General features: G+C 63.6%; 10 protein-coding genes. 3 read left to right on the plus strand and 7 right to left on the minus strand.

The window, feature by feature from the left end; all coding sequences use genetic code 11:
* The first annotated feature begins 60 nt into the window (after positions 1 to 60).
* From dgcA to O4H62_RS07625, 3 genes are all read left to right on the plus strand, one after another.
* A complete protein-coding gene (dgcA, locus tag O4H62_RS07615; protein ID WP_269386743.1) occupies positions 61 to 1044 on the plus strand; it encodes an N-acetyl-D-Glu racemase DgcA in 984 nt (327 codons plus the stop codon).
* Positions 1045 to 1296: 252 nt separating this feature from the next.
* Positions 1297 to 3612, plus strand: a complete 2316-nt coding sequence (locus O4H62_RS07620) for an NADP-dependent malic enzyme (RefSeq protein ID WP_269386744.1) — start codon at positions 1297 to 1299, stop codon at positions 3610 to 3612.
* 164 nt (positions 3613 to 3776) lie between these two features.
* Complete coding sequence (locus tag O4H62_RS07625; RefSeq protein WP_269386746.1) at positions 3777 to 4949, plus strand: DUF2865 domain-containing protein; 1173 nt, start codon at positions 3777 to 3779, stop codon at positions 4947 to 4949.
* Between the two features lies 1 nt (position 4950).
* Here O4H62_RS07625 and O4H62_RS07630 read toward each other — a convergent pair whose 3' ends face one another.
* The 7 genes from O4H62_RS07630 to O4H62_RS07660 all read right to left on the minus strand — a co-directional run bounded on the left by O4H62_RS07630 (position 4951) and on the right by O4H62_RS07660 (position 16246).
* Positions 4951 to 6171, minus strand: a complete 1221-nt coding sequence (locus tag O4H62_RS07630) for an MFS transporter (protein ID WP_269386749.1) — start codon at positions 6169 to 6171, stop codon at positions 4951 to 4953.
* A complete protein-coding gene (locus O4H62_RS07635; RefSeq protein ID WP_269386751.1) occupies positions 6168 to 7859 on the minus strand; it encodes an NAD+ synthase in 1692 nt (563 codons plus the stop codon). Before O4H62_RS07635 ends, O4H62_RS07630 begins: the two co-directional genes overlap by 4 nt.
* A 152-nt stretch (positions 7860 to 8011) precedes the next feature.
* Positions 8012 to 8833, minus strand: a complete 822-nt coding sequence (locus tag O4H62_RS07640; RefSeq protein WP_269386753.1) for a DODA-type extradiol aromatic ring-opening family dioxygenase — start codon at positions 8831 to 8833, stop codon at positions 8012 to 8014.
* Positions 8834 to 9769: 936 nt separating this feature from the next.
* Positions 9770 to 12139, minus strand: a complete 2370-nt coding sequence (locus O4H62_RS07645; protein ID WP_269386755.1) for a methyl-accepting chemotaxis protein — start codon at positions 12137 to 12139, stop codon at positions 9770 to 9772.
* Positions 12140 to 12523: 384 nt separating this feature from the next.
* Positions 12524 to 12946 (minus strand): GFA family protein, encoded by a 423-nt coding sequence (locus O4H62_RS07650; RefSeq protein WP_269386757.1) that lies wholly within the window; start codon positions 12944 to 12946, stop codon positions 12524 to 12526.
* Positions 12947 to 13134: 188 nt separating this feature from the next.
* The gene (locus tag O4H62_RS07655; protein ID WP_269386759.1) at positions 13135 to 14580 is read right to left on the minus strand and encodes a VWA domain-containing protein; all 1446 of its coding nucleotides are present in this window, start codon (positions 14578 to 14580) and stop codon (positions 13135 to 13137) included.
* 292 nt (positions 14581 to 14872) lie between these two features.
* Positions 14873 to 16246 carry a class II 3-deoxy-7-phosphoheptulonate synthase gene (locus tag O4H62_RS07660; protein WP_269386761.1) on the minus strand — a complete coding sequence of 458 codons (1374 nt, stop codon included), beginning with the start codon at positions 16244 to 16246 and terminating at the stop codon, positions 14873 to 14875.
* Positions 16247 to 16351: the final 105 nt, after the last annotated feature.

Consider the following 16351-nt stretch of genomic DNA (forward strand, 5'->3'; position numbering starts at 1 on the left):
CAGCCTCGGGAATAGCGCCGTCTTGCCCGTCCATCGACCCTTTTTTACGGACCCGTTGCAATGCCCCGACACCTCAGCGCCAGGATCGACAGTTTCCCGCTCAAGCGAGCCTTCAACATTTCCCGCGGAGCCAAGACGGCGGCCGATGTGGTGACCTGTACCATCACTGAAAACGGCGTCAGTGGATATGGCGAATGCGTCCCCTATACCCGCTACGGCGAAACCGTCGAAGGCGTTCTCGAGGCGGTCGAATCCATGGCCGTCGCCATTTCTTCGGGGATGACGCGCCGGGAGCTGCAGACTGCCATGAAGGCCGGCGCCGCGCGCAACGCGGTCGACTGTGCCATGTGGGATTTCGAGGCCAAGCTAAGCGGCACGCGGGTATCGGCGACCGCCTGCCGGATCCTGCCGCGGCCGGTCCCGACCGCCATCACCATTTCACTGGGCGAGCCCGGCGACATGGCCAGTGAAGCCCGCGCCCACGCCTCGCAAAAGCTGCTCAAGGTCAAGGTCGGCACCGCCGACGACCGGGCCCGCATGCATGCGGTGGCGAGTGCCGCGCCGGACGCCGAAATCATCCTCGACGCCAACGAGGGCTGGACCGAGAGCAACATCCGCGAACATCTGCTGCTTGCAGCCGAGTTGCACATCGGCCTGATCGAACAGCCGCTGCCGGCCGGCAAGGACGAGATCCTCGCCCACATCCCCCATCCGGTGCCGATCTGCGCCGATGAAAGCGTCCACACGCTTGCCGACCTGCAATCGCTGTCGGACCGCTATGACGCGATCAACATCAAGCTCGACAAGACCGGCGGCCTCACCGAGGCGCTTTTGATGCGCGACCGCGCCCGCGAACTGGGTTTTGGCGTGATGGTCGGCTGCATGGTTGGCACCTCGCTTGCCATGGCCCCTGCGGTGCTCCTGGCGCAAGACGCCGACTGGGTCGATCTCGACGGCCCGCTGCTGATGGCGAAGGACCGCTCGCCTGGACTGGTCTATTCCGGATCGCTGGTCTCGCCCCCGTCCGCCGATCTCTGGGGATAGTATCGGGCGCACCCGGGCGCCCGAAGCAAGCATCAAACAGGTTCCATTTGGTTTCGATCGGTTCTAGAAAGAAACCGACCATTAAAACGGTTCGTTCGGGGGGAAGTTGCATGAAACTTGGCAGGCTCGGCGCCGCCCGCGCCAAAACAGGGCCGCATGCCGCCTGTCTCTCCCCGCTCGTGTTCCCGATCCCGGTGGGATGACCGCCGCCGACCATCGACTATCCATGCCACCAGTAAAGAAGAGCCGCAGATGACCTCCACCGACAACAAGCGCGCCGTCGATCCCAAACCCTCCAGCGGTGAACTCGACGAAAACGCCCTGTTTTATCATCGTTATCCGCGGCCGGGAAAACTCGAGATCCAGGCGACCAAGCCGCTCGGCAACCAACGCGACCTGGCGCTGGCCTACTCGCCGGGTGTGGCAGCACCCTGCCTTGCCATCCGCGACAACCCTGATGCCGCCGCCGCCTATACGTCGCGCGCCAATCTCGTTGCCGTGGTCTCCAACGGCACCGCCGTGCTCGGCCTCGGCAATATCGGTCCGCTCGCCTCCAAGCCGGTGATGGAAGGCAAGGCGGTGCTGTTCAAGAAATTCGCCGGCATCGACGTCTTCGACATCGAGATCGACGCGCCCGACGTCGACCGCATGGTCAGCGTGATTTCGGCGCTCGAACCGACCTTCGGCGGCATCAATCTCGAGGACATCAAGTCGCCCGAATGCTTCGAGGTCGAGCAGCAGCTGCGCGAGATCATGGACATTCCGGTCTTCCATGACGACCAGCACGGCACCGCCATCATCGTTGCGGCCTGCATCCTCAACGGGCTCGAACTGGCCGGAAAGGCCATAGAGGACGCCAAGATCGTCACCTCCGGCGCGGGTGCTGCGGCGCTCGCCTGCCTCAACCTCTTGGTGGCGCTCGGCGCCAAGCGCGAGAACATCTGGGTTCACGACATCGAGGGACTGGTCTACGAGGGCCGCGAGGTGCTGATGGACCGGTGGAAATCGATCTACGCGCAGAAATCCGACAACCGGGTGCTGACCGAATCGATCGGTGGTGCCGACGTGTTTCTCGGCCTCTCCGCCGCGGGCGTGCTCAAGCCCGAGATGCTCGCCACCATGGCCGAGCGGCCGCTGATCATGGCGCTCGCCAACCCGTCACCCGAAATCATGCCGGACGAGGCGCGCGCCGCCCGCCCCGACGCGATGATCTGCACCGGCCGGTCGGATTTCCCCAACCAGGTCAACAATGTCCTGTGCTTTCCCTACATCTTCCGCGGCGCGCTCGATTGCGGCGCGCGCACCATCAATGAAGAGATGAAGATGGCGGCCGTCCGCGCCATCGCGGCGCTCGCCAGGGAAGAACCCTCAGACATCGCCGCCCGCGCCTATTCCGGCGAGACGCCGGTGTTCGGGCCGGAATATCTCATCCCCTCGCCCTTCGACCAGCGGCTGATCCTCAGGATCGCCCCGGCCGTCGCCAGGGCCGCGGCGGACTCCGGCGTCGCCCGGCGGCCGATTGCCGACATGGATGCCTATGTCGACCAGCTCAACCGCTTCGTCTTCCGCTCCGGCCTGATCATGAAGCCGCTGTTCACCGCCGCCAAGACCGCCACCAAGAAGAGGGTGATCTTCGCTGAGGGAGAGGACGAGCGGGTGCTGCGCGCCGCCCAGGTGCTGCTCGAGGAAGGCATTGCCGAACCGATCCTGATCGGCCGTCCCGGCATCATCGAGAGCCGCCTGCAGCGGTTTGGCCTGCGGATCCGGCCCGGCGCCGATTTCACGGTGATCAATCCCGAAGATGATCCGCGCTTCCGCGACTATGTGGACGAGTATTTCTCGATTGTCGGCCGCAAGGGCGTGATCCCCGAGGCCGCGCGCACCATCGTGCGCACCAATGCCACCGTGATCGGCTCGCTGGCGGTCAAGCGCGGCGAGGCTGATGCGCTGATCTGCGGTCTGGAAGGCCGCTATACCAAGCACCTGCGCGATGTCTCGCAGATCATCGGCAAGCGCGAGGGCGTCATCGACTTTTCCGCGCTCAGCCTGCTGATTTCGCAGCGCGGCGCCACCTTCTTCACCGACACCTACGTGTCGTTCGATCCCAGCGCCGAGGAAATCGCCGAGACCACCATCATGGCGGCCCAGGAGATCCGGCGTTTCGGCATCAATCCGAAAGCAGCGCTGGTCTCGCATTCCAACTTCGGCTCACGCGATTCCGGCAGCGCCGACAAGATGCGCCGGGCGCTTTCGATCATCCGCTCGCTCGCCCCGGAACTCGAGGTCGACGGCGAGATGCACGGCGATTCAGCCATATCCGAAGTGTTGCGCCGCAGGGTGATGCCCGACAGCACCCTGTCGGGAGAAGCCAACCTGCTGGTCTTCCCCAACCTCGACGCGGCAAATATCGCGCTCGGCGTGGTCAAGACCATGACCGAGGCACTGCATGTCGGACCGATCCTGCTCGGCCCCGCCCTGCCCTCCCATATTCTCTCCCCGTCGGTGACATCGCGCGGCGTGGTCAACATGGCGACGCTGGCCGTGGTCGAGGCCTCTTCATCGGACTGAACGCTTCGCCACAGCTCCTGACCTCTGGAACCTAACCACAACGGTTAAGGTAAATAGTGGGTTGTGATTGGAGCGGGCACTCTCGAACGCTAGTATAAGAATGTTAGGGTATCCGGGTTATGACTTGGAGCGCTGACGATGTTTTATATGTGTTGGAGTTGATCATGCGTCGCGTCCGGATTCGCAATCTCCTGGCCATCCTCGTGCTTGCCCTGACCGGGAGCGGCGCGGCGGAGGCTTCTGCAGTCTGCGATCGGCTCAGGACCCAGCTTGAGAATGCCTCCTCCAGCAGCGGCTCCTCGGAAAAGTACCAGCGTTACGCCGAGGCCGCCGAACAGCAGTCCCTGCAGATCAACCAGGTCGTGGCCGACTTGAGCCGCTTCAAATGCTCCTCGGGCAGCTTTCTTGTCATGGGCGGCCAGAACGCCAAGGCCTGCGCCAAGCTCACGGCCGCCTACGACAAGATGCGCGCCAATCTCGGATCGCTGGAGCGCAAGCGCGACTCCTACGCCAATCGCGGCGGCAAGATTGTCCAGCGGCGTATCCAGGCGGCACTCGACGCCAATGATTGCAACGGCAACCGCGCCTCCATCCAGGCCGCGGCGCTGAAGGGCAAGATGGCGGCGCTGAAGGCGAAGTCGCGGCAAAGCCCGGGCCTCGTGGCCGTGCTCGGCAATGGCGCCGGCGATGGCCAGAGCATAGCCCGCGCCCGGCAGACCCAGGCCCGGATCGTCATCGAGCCGAAGGCCTCGCGCGGCGGCGATTACCGGACGCTGTGCGTGCGCACCTGCGACGGCTTCTTCTTCCCGGTCTCCTCGGCCGCAGCCCCGTCGGATTTCGCCCGCGACGAGCGAACCTGCCAGATGATGTGCCCCGGCACCAAGACCGCGCTCTATTTCCATGACGCGCTCGGCCAGGAGAGTGAGGACATGATCTCGGCGCGCACCCGCGAGCCCTATGCGGAAATGGAAAACGCCTTTGCCTACCGCAACGCCAGCGCGCCAATGAGCAAGGCCTGCGGCTGCAACATGCGCGCCTTCTACAACGAGATGCAGCGCCGCGAGGCGATCCTCAACGGCACCGCCGACAGCGATGAGGCGGTCACCACCTGGGTGCGGCCGTTCAACCGGCCCGATCCCGGCGAGGATCCCGAATCCGTGCTCAACGCCGAGATGCGCCTGACCTCGGAAGATGTCGCAGCCGTTCTCGCCGCCTCGACCGCCGAGCGGCCGCTGAGTGATGACCGGCAGAACGTCCGGGTTGTAGGCCCCGCCTTCCTTCCCGACCAGTCCGACCGGCTGGATTTGAAATCCGGTTCCGGCTCGCTGATCCGCTAGATCATGCCCGGCCGGGCTGCTGGCGCGCCAGCGCCCTGCGGCTGACCAGCGTCATGATCACGATCACGGCGACGCTGTAGACGCCCATCGCTGCGATCTGTCCCGGATAGGATATCCCCGCATCGATCAGCGCCCCGGTCAGGCCCGGCCCCATCGCCGTGGCGAAGACCATGAAGGCGACGATAAGCGAGCGGATGCCGCCAAGGTGCTTCGAGCCGTAGAGTTCCGGCCAGAGCGCCCCGAACAGGGTCGACGAGAAGCCGTAGGATATCCCCATCAGCGCCATGAACGCGTAAGCCCCCCACGGCGCGTCGGTGGACGCCAGAACGAAGCAGCTGAGCGACAGCGGCACCAGGAAGGACGGCAGCAGCCGGATGGCGGAAAACCGGTCGACCAGCTGGCCGGCGATCAGCGCGAACAGGATGGTCATCGACGACATGATCGCAAACGAGGCCGCGAACACGCTTGGGCCCCAGCCGCGCAGTTCCGACAGGTAGACCTGGTGGAAGAAGATGGTGGTGCCGATGAAGGGCGGCGCGAGCACGCCCGACAGCGACGCCCAGAACAGCGGATCGCGCACCACTTCGCCCCGCGTCCATTCGCGCGCCACCGGACGGCCCGGATCCTGCACCACCGATTGCGGCGTCCGCTCGACCTTGAGCAGGCTGTAGATCAGCGGCAGCGCCACCAGCATCATCACGGTGGCTGCCACCAGCCAGGAACCGCGCCAGCCGATGAGCGCCGCCACGCCGACAAAGCTGATCGGGAACAGCGCCTCGCCGAAATTGACGCCGATCGAGGCGAGCGAGATCGCCCGGCCGCGCTGGGCCGCGAACCAGCGCCCCATCGCGGTCATGGAAATGTGGGTGAACATCCCCTGCCCGAACAGCCTGAGCAGGTAGATCGACAGCACCAGCAGCACGAGCGACCGTGACCAGGCCATCAGCACGCAGGCGAGCGCCAGCACCGGAGCGGCGAGCGCCACCGTCGAGGCGACGCTGATCCGGTCGACGATCTTGCCCAGCTGCGGCAGCGTCGCCGCACTTGCGAGCGTCGCGATCATGTAGATCGTGCCGAAGCCGCCATGGCTGAGCCCGTATTCCGCGCGGATGTCTCCCGCCGACAGCGAGATGAAATAGGTCTGCCCGAACGAGGAAAACAAGGTCAGCAAAAACCCGCCGGCAACCCAGCGGGCATTCTCGCGCAGGAAATGGAGGATCATCCGCGGTCCCTGAACCGGTTGGTGATCGGGTAGCGGCGGTCGCGGCCGAAGTTCTTGCGGGTGATCTTGACGCCGGGCGCCGACTGGCGGCGCTTGTATTCGGCGATGTAGAGCAGGTGCTCGATCCGGTGCACGGTGGCGACATCGTGGCCGCGCGCGACGATTTCCTCGACCCCCATCTCGTGTTCGACCAGGCATTCGAGAATATCGTCGAGCACCGGATACGGCGGCAGCGAATCCTGGTCGGTCTGGTCGGGCCTGAGTTCGGCGGACGGCGCCTTGTCGATGATGTTGACCGGGATCACCTCGCCCGACGGCCCAAGCGCGCCCGGCGGCACCTGGGTGTTGCGCCAGCGCGACAGCGCATAGACCTGCATCTTGTAGAGGTCCTTGATCGGGTTGAAGCCGCCGTTCATGTCGCCGTAGAGCGTGGCGTAGCCGACGCTCATCTCGCTCTTGTTGCCGGTGGTCACCACCATCGAGCCGAATTTGTTGGAGATCGCCATCAGGATGACGCCACGCGCCCGGCTCTGCAGGTTCTCCTCGGTGATGCCCTCTTCTGTGCCCTCGAACATGTCGCCGAGCGCGCTCATGAAGCCCTGCACCGGCTCCTCGATCGCCACCGTGTCGTAGCGGCAGCCGAGCGCCCTTGCACAGGCTTCCGCGTCGGTGAACGAGCTTTGCGAGGTGTAGCGGTAGGGCAGCATGACCGTGCGCACCCGCTCTTCGCCCAGCGCATCGACGGCAAGTGCGGCGCAGATCGCCGAATCGATGCCGCCCGAAAGCCCCAGCACCACGTTGCGGAAACCGTTCTTGTTGACGTAGTCGCGCAGCCCCAGCATGCAGGCCCGATAATCGGCCTCCTCGCGCTCGGGGATCACCGACACCGGTCCGTTCCTCGAGGCCCACTGGCCGTCCGGCTGGCGCTTGAAGGTGACGACCGAGACGGTTTCCTCGAACTGGCTCATCTGGAAGGCGAGGCTCTTGTCGGCGTTCATGGCGAAGCTGGCACCGTCGAACACCAGCTCGTCCTGGCCACCGACCTGGTTGGCATAGACCAGCGGCAGCCCACTCTCGATCACCTGCCTGAGCACCACCTGGTGGCGGATGTCGACCTTGCCGCGGTAGTAGGGCGAGCCGTTCGGCACCAGCAGGATTTCCGCGCCGCTCTCGCTCAATGTCTCACAGACGCCGAGATCGCCCCAGATATCCTCGCACACCGGGATGCCGAAGCGCACGCCGCGGATCGCCACCGGTCCGGGCATCTCGCCGACATGGAACACGCGTTTTTCGTCGAATTCGCCGTAATTGGGCAGGTCGACCTTGTCGCGGCTGGTTACCAGCCTGCCGCCATCGAGCACGGCCGCCGAGTTGAAGCGCTTGCCGCCCTCGCTGCGCGGATAGCCGATGATCACCGCCGGGCCGCCGTCGGCGGTATCAGCGGCCAGAGCTTCCACGGCCTTCAGGCAGGCTTTCAGGAAAGCCGGCTTCAGCACAAGGTCCTCGGGCGGATAGCCGGCGATGAACAGTTCGGTAAACAGCACCAGATCCGCGCCATGCCGTGCGGCGTCAGCGCGCGCCTCGCGCGCCCGGGCAAGGTTGCCGGCAACATCGCCCACCGTCGGGTTGAGCTGCGCGATGGCGATGCGGATTGTGTCGGTCGAGGATGATGCTTGGGTCTGGGTCATGGGTTTGGTGTTACCCCAACTCGCACCGCTTGAAAATCATCGAATTCCGATTGCCGGGGCAACGGCGGCGATTTTCATCCCCGCCGTCGTCCCGCCCTCAGCGGTCACGCTGGCTGCGCGGCAATCACGTCTTCGGGCACAGGACGCCCGGCTCAGGCTGCCGCTGCATCCCCGGCCGGGTCGAACCGCCACATGGTCATCGCCAGCACGCCGAACTCGGCGCTGTCATGCACCAGCCGGGCCTTGCCGGACTCGCCGGCGGCGCCCATGGCGACAAAGAGCGGCAACAGATGCTCGTCGGTCGGATGGTTTTCCACTGCAAAGGGCGCTCGCCGACGATAGTCGAGCAATGCGTCGAGATCGTTGGCGGCCAGCCGGTCGTTCATCCAGCCGGTGAAATCCTGCACCCATCCCGGCACGTCGATCGAGCGCCTGCCGGTCCTGAGCGCCTTGAAGGCCTCGCCGAGATTGTGGGTGAACGAGCCCGAACCGATCACCAGCACGCCCTCGCTGCCGAGGCCAGCCAGCGCCTGGCCGAGCCGGAAATGATGCTCGGGGCCCTGCCGCGGATCGACCGAAACCGAGACGACCGGAATGTCGGCGTCGGGATAGGCGAGCTTCAGCGGCACCCAGACACCATGGTCGAAACCGCGCCGGTCCACCGCGCGCGCCGGAAAGCCCGCCGCCTGCAGGTCACCGGCGATCCGCCGCGCCAGTTCCGGCTCGCCGGGCGCGGGATATTGCATGGCATAAAGTTCCGGCGCGAAGCCGCCGAAATCATGGATGGTCTCGGGCTCCGGGTCGGCCGAAACGGCAACGCCGCCCGAGACTTCGAAATGGGCGCTGGCGACGACGATGGCGCGCGGCCGCGGCAGATCGGCCGCCATCCGCCTGAGCCAGGCCGCGGCATCAGTGTCGGCGATCACCGTGTCCGGCGAGCCGTGCGAAACGAAAAGGGCGGGAAATGTTGTCATGATCTTTCTCCTTGCCAGCAAGATAGGCCTCCCCAACTGTTCATAAAAGATATCGTTTTGACCACTCAGCGTTCGGCATTTGAAGACAACTGCGTCAGCCCGGCGTCCGGACGCGCCGAAACGCCCGCATGGCATCGCCACCGGGAGGATGAGATGAAAGTCCGGAGGGCCGCGCGTTGGCTGTGCCGTTCGGAAGATGGGTTTGGTGTGCATGTGAGGAACATGCACGGGGTGGCGCAACCGCGCGCGGCCCGAAAATCGCCGGATGGTGTCCGCATCCGACAGGCGGCGCCTCGCATCCCCGGGATTTCAGCCCCGCCCGGATTGCTCCGGCCGCGATCCGGACAGACCGCGGGACATGCTTTTCGTGGTCCGGCACGGACCCTGACGCGCAGCATACTGCGCTTCATGTCCGCCACAGGCCCGTTCCGCTATCCCGCCCTGCCCGCCTTGCGGCAGACATCGAGCGGGTTTCCGGCCCGGTGGCTAGCTTTGCACGGTCTCCCGAGAGAGAGCCGCCCGCCAGCGGAGCCACGATGGCCTTCGCCTCCTTTCTCGCTTCGCCGCACGTTACGGCAAACTCCGAAAGGCCTTCCTCCCGCCTGGTCGAAAACGTTCGCGAACCACCCGGCGGCGGGAGCAGGAGGAGTATGGCACGGGCTCAGAAAGTGGGGATGAAATGGCGATTTTTTTCTGGAGGCATGTTGGATGCGGGCAAAGCAGGTCTGAGAAACCGCCATCAATCTGTCGCCAACCTTCGGGCAGTTGGGAAAACGGCTAAGAGCCAGACCGATTGCATGAACGCCGGACATCGACGCCACCCGTGGGCAAAGAAAAACCCACCGCCGCACATTGGTGCTGACGGTGGGCGTCTTCATCAAGCTAAGACTTGATCGGGAGCTGATTGACGTCAACGATCCCGACCGGGGAAGGCTCCTAGAATTCTTCCCAGCTGTCGTTTTTGGTCTGGACGGCAGCGTTGCCCGAGAATGCCGCAGCAATCTTCCTGCCCATGGCTTTGATCGGGGATTGGGCAGCTTTCCGGGTTGCAGCAGGAGCGCGCGAAGCCTCCAGATCCGTTCCCAGCTTGAACTGTCTCAGAAGATCATTCAGCGACGCTGCCTCACTGGCAAGACCGTGACTTGCTGCCGTGGTTTCCTCAACCATCGCGGCATTCTTCTGGGTGTCGCTGTCCATCTGGCTGATGGCAGAGTTGATTTGCTGAATGCCCGAGGATTGTTCTGCAGCGGATTCAACGATTGCCTTCACATGCTGGTTTATCTCCTGCACTTCGCTGGCAATCTTCTCCAAAGCGGACCCCGTATTGCCGACAAGCTCGACGCCTTCACGCACCCGGTCGTTGGAATTGGTGATCAGGGTATTGATCTCCTTGGCGGCCTTGGCGGAACGCTGTGCCAGTTCGCGAACTTCCTGTGCGACGACCGCGAAGCCCTTGCCTGCCTCGCCGGCGCGCGCGGCTTCCACGCCCGCATTCAACGCCAGAAGGTTGGTCTGGAAGGCGATTTCGTCAATAACCGAGATGATATTGGCGATTTCGCTGGAGGATTTTTCGATACGCTCCATGGCTTCCACCGCGCGGCCGACCACCTGGCTTGACTCCTCGGCGCCGGTCTTTGTGCGTTCGACAAGGCGTCCCGCCTCCTGGGCGCGGGAAGTGGAGTTCTTGACCGTCGTGGTAATCTCTTCCAGGGCTGCAGCGGTTTCTTCCAGTGCAGCGGCCTGCTGTTCGGTCCGTCTGGACAGATCGTCGGTCGACGACTTGATCTCTCTGGCGCCGGAGTTGATGCCGTCTGCATTCCTGGCCACGGCTTGCAGCGCGCTCTGGAGCTTTTCAGCCGACTGATTGAAGTCCTGACGAACGGAGTCCAGGCTTTCCACGAAAGGCTTTTCAATGCGGTAGGACACATCGCCATCTGAAAGCTTGGTGAGACCTGCGGCAAGGTTGTCCACGGCAAACTGCACGTCGGCGGCTTCCTTGGCCTTTTGCGCTTCGCGCTCCAGACGCTCTTTTTCGCTCATGCTGCGATTGGCTTCGGCTTCCTGTTCGAGGCGAATACGCTCGATGGCATTGTCGCGGAAAACCGAAACCGCATTTGCAATCTGCCCGACTTCGTCGCCGCGTTCCTGGAAAGGAATGGGAGAGCGTGTGTCGCCATTGACCAGGTCCTTCATGGCAGCGGTGATCTTCTCGATCGGCTTGGCGATGTTGCGCGCCGCCCAGGCCATGATAAGGCAAGCGACAATCGCAATGGCGATCCCGATGCCGGCCTGAACCAGTGTCGCAAACGAGGCCTGCTTCGACAGGGTGGTATTCAGGGCCGTCACCTGGGCCAAAGCGACATCACGCGGAATGGAAATCGCAAACGACCAGGGCGCGCCATCGGCACTGAGTTTGATCGGCGAGTACACATTGATGTTGGCTTGAGCAGGATCGTCAACCGCGAGAGGCTTGGCCGCTTCCACGGCCTCCATGCTCTTGCTCCATTCAGGACCGGCTTTTGCCACGTCTTGCCCGATAAGGCTGGCATCGGCGCTGTCGGCGATGATCAAACCGTTATCGCTGATGATAACGACAGAGCCTTTACCCTCGAAGAGTGACGAATTGACCTGTGTCGCCAGCTCCTGGATGAAACCAAGATTGAAATTCGCCCCGGTTATGCCGCGGAATTTTCCATCGATCATCACGGGAATGGCGAAGGTTGCGAGAGATTCGATCTTGCCTTCGGCCGGATAGGTCAAAGGACCGACGATGCGCTCCTTTCCGGTCGCCCGCGGATCGAGATACCAGACGCCCGTTGCCAGCCTGTTCGAACCCATCGAGGCGTCTTCATGGCCCGAGAGTGGCTCAACCTTGAACTTGCCCTCGCCTGCTCGCGTCCAGTAAGGCAGATAGCGGCCGGTTGCGTCCGCGCCGGTGTCACTGCTGTTCCTGAACGCCTCGTCGTTGCCATCGAGCGCATTCGGCTCCCAGGCAGAATAGGCGCCATTGATGGTGGGATTGCGCTCGAGAACACGCTGCATGATAGCGTTCATCTGCTCGCGCCGCTCCGCCGCAGGCGTGGCACCTGCCTTGTTGCCAGCCAGCACCGAGAAGGACGTTGCCATTTCGCGAGCAGCGTCAATGGCCACACGCAGTTCGGACTTGATTGCGCCGGCCTCCGATCCGGCACGATTGATCAGAATTTCGGTTGTCTGCTGACGCGCGATTTCATCCATTTTCGCCGCGGCGAATTCGTTGGAGCTCTTGGAGAAATAGATTGCAGTACCCGCAAGCGCGGCAACCACTCCAATAATGCTAAGGCCCGCTATTCCGACAACTTTGAATTGAATGTTGTCAAAACGCCTCAATAAAGATACTGTCATGGCTGCAAGTACTCCCTCGTCTGCGCGCTTTAAGCAGTGTTAAGTCAGGGCGTAAATTTAAGTGGCGACATCAGCGAAAATGCCCACGCACATTAGTTTACCGGTCACCAAATCAATACTCGGTTATTGGTTAATAAGTTGCTGCTAAAATTAATGCCCGAAGAATACGCAAACCGGGCTCGCAGCAAGCGATGACCGAATGATCTGACGGACGGCTGCGGCCCGATGCGCCGTTGCCCCCTCGAAGGCCAGTCGATGGCGCCCACAGCGGTTTGGCGGGCAAATCGATGATGATTGAAAACCGCTTTAATCAGCCACCAAGATCCCCGCAGAGCCCTTTTCATATTGCGGCAGGCCGTCGGTGATCTCGTAGAAATCGCCCTTGTCGGCGCAGAAGATGTGCTTGGTCATTTTCAGCCCCGTCGGCGCATCGAAGCTGCCGGCCAGCACCGAGATGTGGGCATCATCCCGGTGCTTCCAGAACAGCGCCGAGCCGCAGATGGCGCAAAAGCCGCGCCTGGCGACCTCGGAGGCGTGGTACCACGTGATCGCGTCGCCGCCCTCGATCTCGATATGATCGTCGGCCACGTTGGTGGCGGCGTAATAAAGCCCGGTCTGGCGCCGGCACTGCGAGCAATGGCAGGCCACAACCTCGCGCAAGGCCCCCCGCGTGCGAAACCGGACCGCGCCGCAATTGCACCGTCCGGTGCGGATTTGGGTGTCTGACATGGCCCCTCCAGAGTCCGTGATTCACGTCGGAGGCGATGAAAGCACGGAGCTGCCCTGCCATTCTACTGACATTTGCGGCATTTGCCGCCGCGGTTTGAAGCCAAAAGCTCCAAACCGGGAAGCCCACCTGCGGACATCGGGCCCGGCCGCCGATCGAAGCGGCCGGGAACAGCCTGTAAGGCGGCGGCCTACTCCGCAGGCGCCAGCGACACGTCGGCAGGGGCACCCGGGGTGACAGTGATGGTGCGGCGCGCGATGACGCGGCGGTCGCCTTTCATGCCCTCGATGACGTAGCGCAGGTCGTAGCTGCCCGGTTCGGCCGGGGCGGTGAGGCTGCCCTCCATGAACGGCGTGCCCGGTTCACCGAGGTAGAAATAGCCGATCTCGCCGCTGAATTCGGAGAACCCGGGCGTTACGATGTCGACCCAGTGGCGCGAATTCTGCGGGCCGCGGGCGCGGACCGGGAACTCTGTCCCGGGCGCCACCTCGGCAGCGGCCTCGATCTCCGCCCTGCCCTCGATCACGTTGAGCGGCACCGAAAGTCCGACGGCGCGCGCGTTCTCGCCCTGCACCACGTAGCGCAGCTGGTACTCGCCGGCTGTCACCGGCGCCATCAGCGTTGCCGGATTACCGTCGCGGGTCCAGGCATAGGAGGGTTCATTCTCGGTGGCGGAGGAGCCCTTTTCCATGATGTCGATATAGTTTTCCTCGCCCTCCGGCCCGCGCCAGTTGACGCGGAAGCTCTCGCCCACCTGGACGGTCAGCGGCCCGTCGAGAACGAAATCGCCTTCGAGCACCTTGATCGGACGGCTTGCCACCACTGGCTCGGGGGCATCGGGGGCGATGTAGCGGATCACATAGTCGCCGGGTTCGGGGGGCATCCGCAGCATGACCTTGTCGCTGTCGCCAAGCTCGACCCAGGCGGACCACTCGAAGGTGGGCGCATCAACGGGTGCGACGTCGATGTAGTCGCGTTCACTACGCGTGGCGGTCCAGGTCACCTCCAGCGCCGAGGTGATGGTCGCGCTGTCGGCGGCATCGAGCGTGGCTTGCGGCTGAACCGGCGCGGGCGCGGGCGCAGTTGGCGTTTCCGCCGGAGCGGCGGTCTTGATCGCCTGGTCCAGCGCCTTGCCGAGACCTTCTCGATCGGAGGCGTCGAAATAGGAGCCGCCGGTGTTGCGCGCCAGGCACGACAGCTCCGATCCTTCCTGACGGGTCAGGCCGAAACCGACGACATGGGCGGTGAACTCGACCCCGGACTGCTCGAGTTCCTTTCCAAGTGCACAGGGATCGGCATTGCATGTCTCGATGCCGTCGGTCACTAGGACCACGGTAGCCGGATTTTCGGTGTAGCGAAGTTCCTCCGCGGCCAGGCGCACGGCGTCGGACAGCGGCGTCCGCCCCTGGAACCGCATGGTGTTGACGGCCTCAGAGATCGCGGCGGCCGTTCCCGCGGCCGGCGGAACCATGATCTCGATGTCGCTGCAGTCGCCGCGCGTCCTGTGCCCATAGGCAATCAGCCCGATTTCCCGCTCCTGCGGAAGGCCCTTCAGGACTTCCGCCACCGTTTCACGGGCGATCTCGAGCTTCGGAACACCATCGATCTGGCCCCACATCGACCCGGATCCGTCCATGACGATGATGGTCCTGGTTCCAGCGGATGCATCCTGGGCGAAGGATGTTCCAGTCAATTGATGAGCAACAAGGGAGAGAACGAATGCAAGACCAAGTCTGCCGGCAATTTTTCCAGACAACACACACCTCGAAACAATGAACAAGACAACAAGCGAAAAGCTGTTTTACCGTCCAAGCTGGTGATGTTCAAACCGATTCTGGTATCAAGCACGCGGCACAACCACAAACGCAAGACGCCGGAGCAAGCCCCGGCGTCTGAAGTCGTGAACCTTTGTGTCTGGCCCGGAAACCTTACCCGTTGACAACCTGCTTCTGCTCGTCGCGGCCACCCTTCATGCGTTCGGCGACGAGGAAGGCGAGTTCGAGCGCCTGGTCGGCGTTCAGACGCGGGTCGCAGTGGGTGTGGTAGCGGTCCTGCAGGTCCTCGCCCGACAGCGCCCGCGCCCCGCCGGTGCATTCGGTGACGTTCTTGCCGGTCATCTCGATGTGGATGCCGCCGGGATGCGTGCCCTCGGCGCGGTGGATCTGGAAGAACGAATCCACCTCCGACAGGATCCGCTCGAACGGACGGGTCTTGTAGTTGTTGAGCGTGATCGTGTTGCCGTGCATCGGGTCGCACGACCACACCACCTTGCGGCCCTCGCGCTCGACGGCGCGGATGAGCTTCGGGAGATGATCGGCCACCTTGTCATGACCGAAGCGGGCGATCAGGGTGAGCCGGCCGGCCTGGTTGGCCGGGTTGAGAATGTCGATCAGCGTCAACAGCTCGTCGGGATCGAGCGACGGGCCGCACTTGAGACCGATCGGGTTCTTGATGCCGCGGGCATATTCGATATGGGCATGGTCAGTCTGACGGGTGCGGTCGCCGATCCAGATCATGTGGCCCGACGTGGCGTAGAAATCGCCCGAGGTGGAATCGTTGCGGGTCATGGCTTCTTCATAGCCAAGCAGCAGCGCTTCGTGGCTGGTGAAGAAATCGGTCTCGCGCAGATTGGCGTGGTTCTCGGCGGTAATGCCGATCGCCTTCATGAAATCCATCGTCTCGGAGATCCGGTCGGCGAGCTTGCGGTAGCGCTCGGCTTGGGGGCTGTCCTTGACGAAGCCGAGCATCCACTGGTGCACGTTGTCGAGATTGGCGTAGCCGCCCTGGGCAAAAGCGCGCAGCAGGTTGAGCGTCGCCGCCGACTGCCGGTAGGCCATGATCTGGCGCTCCGGATCGGGAATGCGCGACTTCTCGTTGAACTCGATGCCGTTGATGATGTCGCCGCGGTAGCTCGGCAGCTCGATGCCGTCCTTGGTCTCGAAATTTGACGAGCGCGGCTTGGCGAACTGGCCGGCAATGCGCCCGATCTTGACCACAGGCTGCTGCGCGCCGAAGGTCAGAACCACGGCCATCTGCAGGAACACGCGAAAGAAGTCGCGGATATTGTCGGCCTCGTGCTCGGCGAAGCTCTCGGCGCAATCACCACCCTGAAGCAGAAAGCCCCTGCCTTCGGCGACCTCGGCAAGGGCCGACGTCAACCGGCGGGCCTCCCCCGCAAAAACAAGTGGCGGAAACTTGGCCAGCCGGGCCTCGGTCACCTTCAGTGCCTCTGCATCCGGATAATCCGGGACCTGCTGGATCGGTTTGTTGCGCCAGCTTGTTGGGGTCCAGTTCTGTGCCATGTCCGTTCACCGTGTTGGCCGGGCTCGTGCCCGGGTGCTTTGCGGGCTCATGCCCGCGGGTTGGCCGGGCTCGTGCCCGGATGCTTTGCGGGCTCATGCCCGCCG

Origin of the sequence: Parahoeflea alexandrii, from assembly GCF_027214025.1 — a bacterium.
GTDB classification, from domain to species: domain Bacteria; phylum Pseudomonadota; class Alphaproteobacteria; order Rhizobiales; family Rhizobiaceae; genus Hoeflea; species Hoeflea alexandrii_A.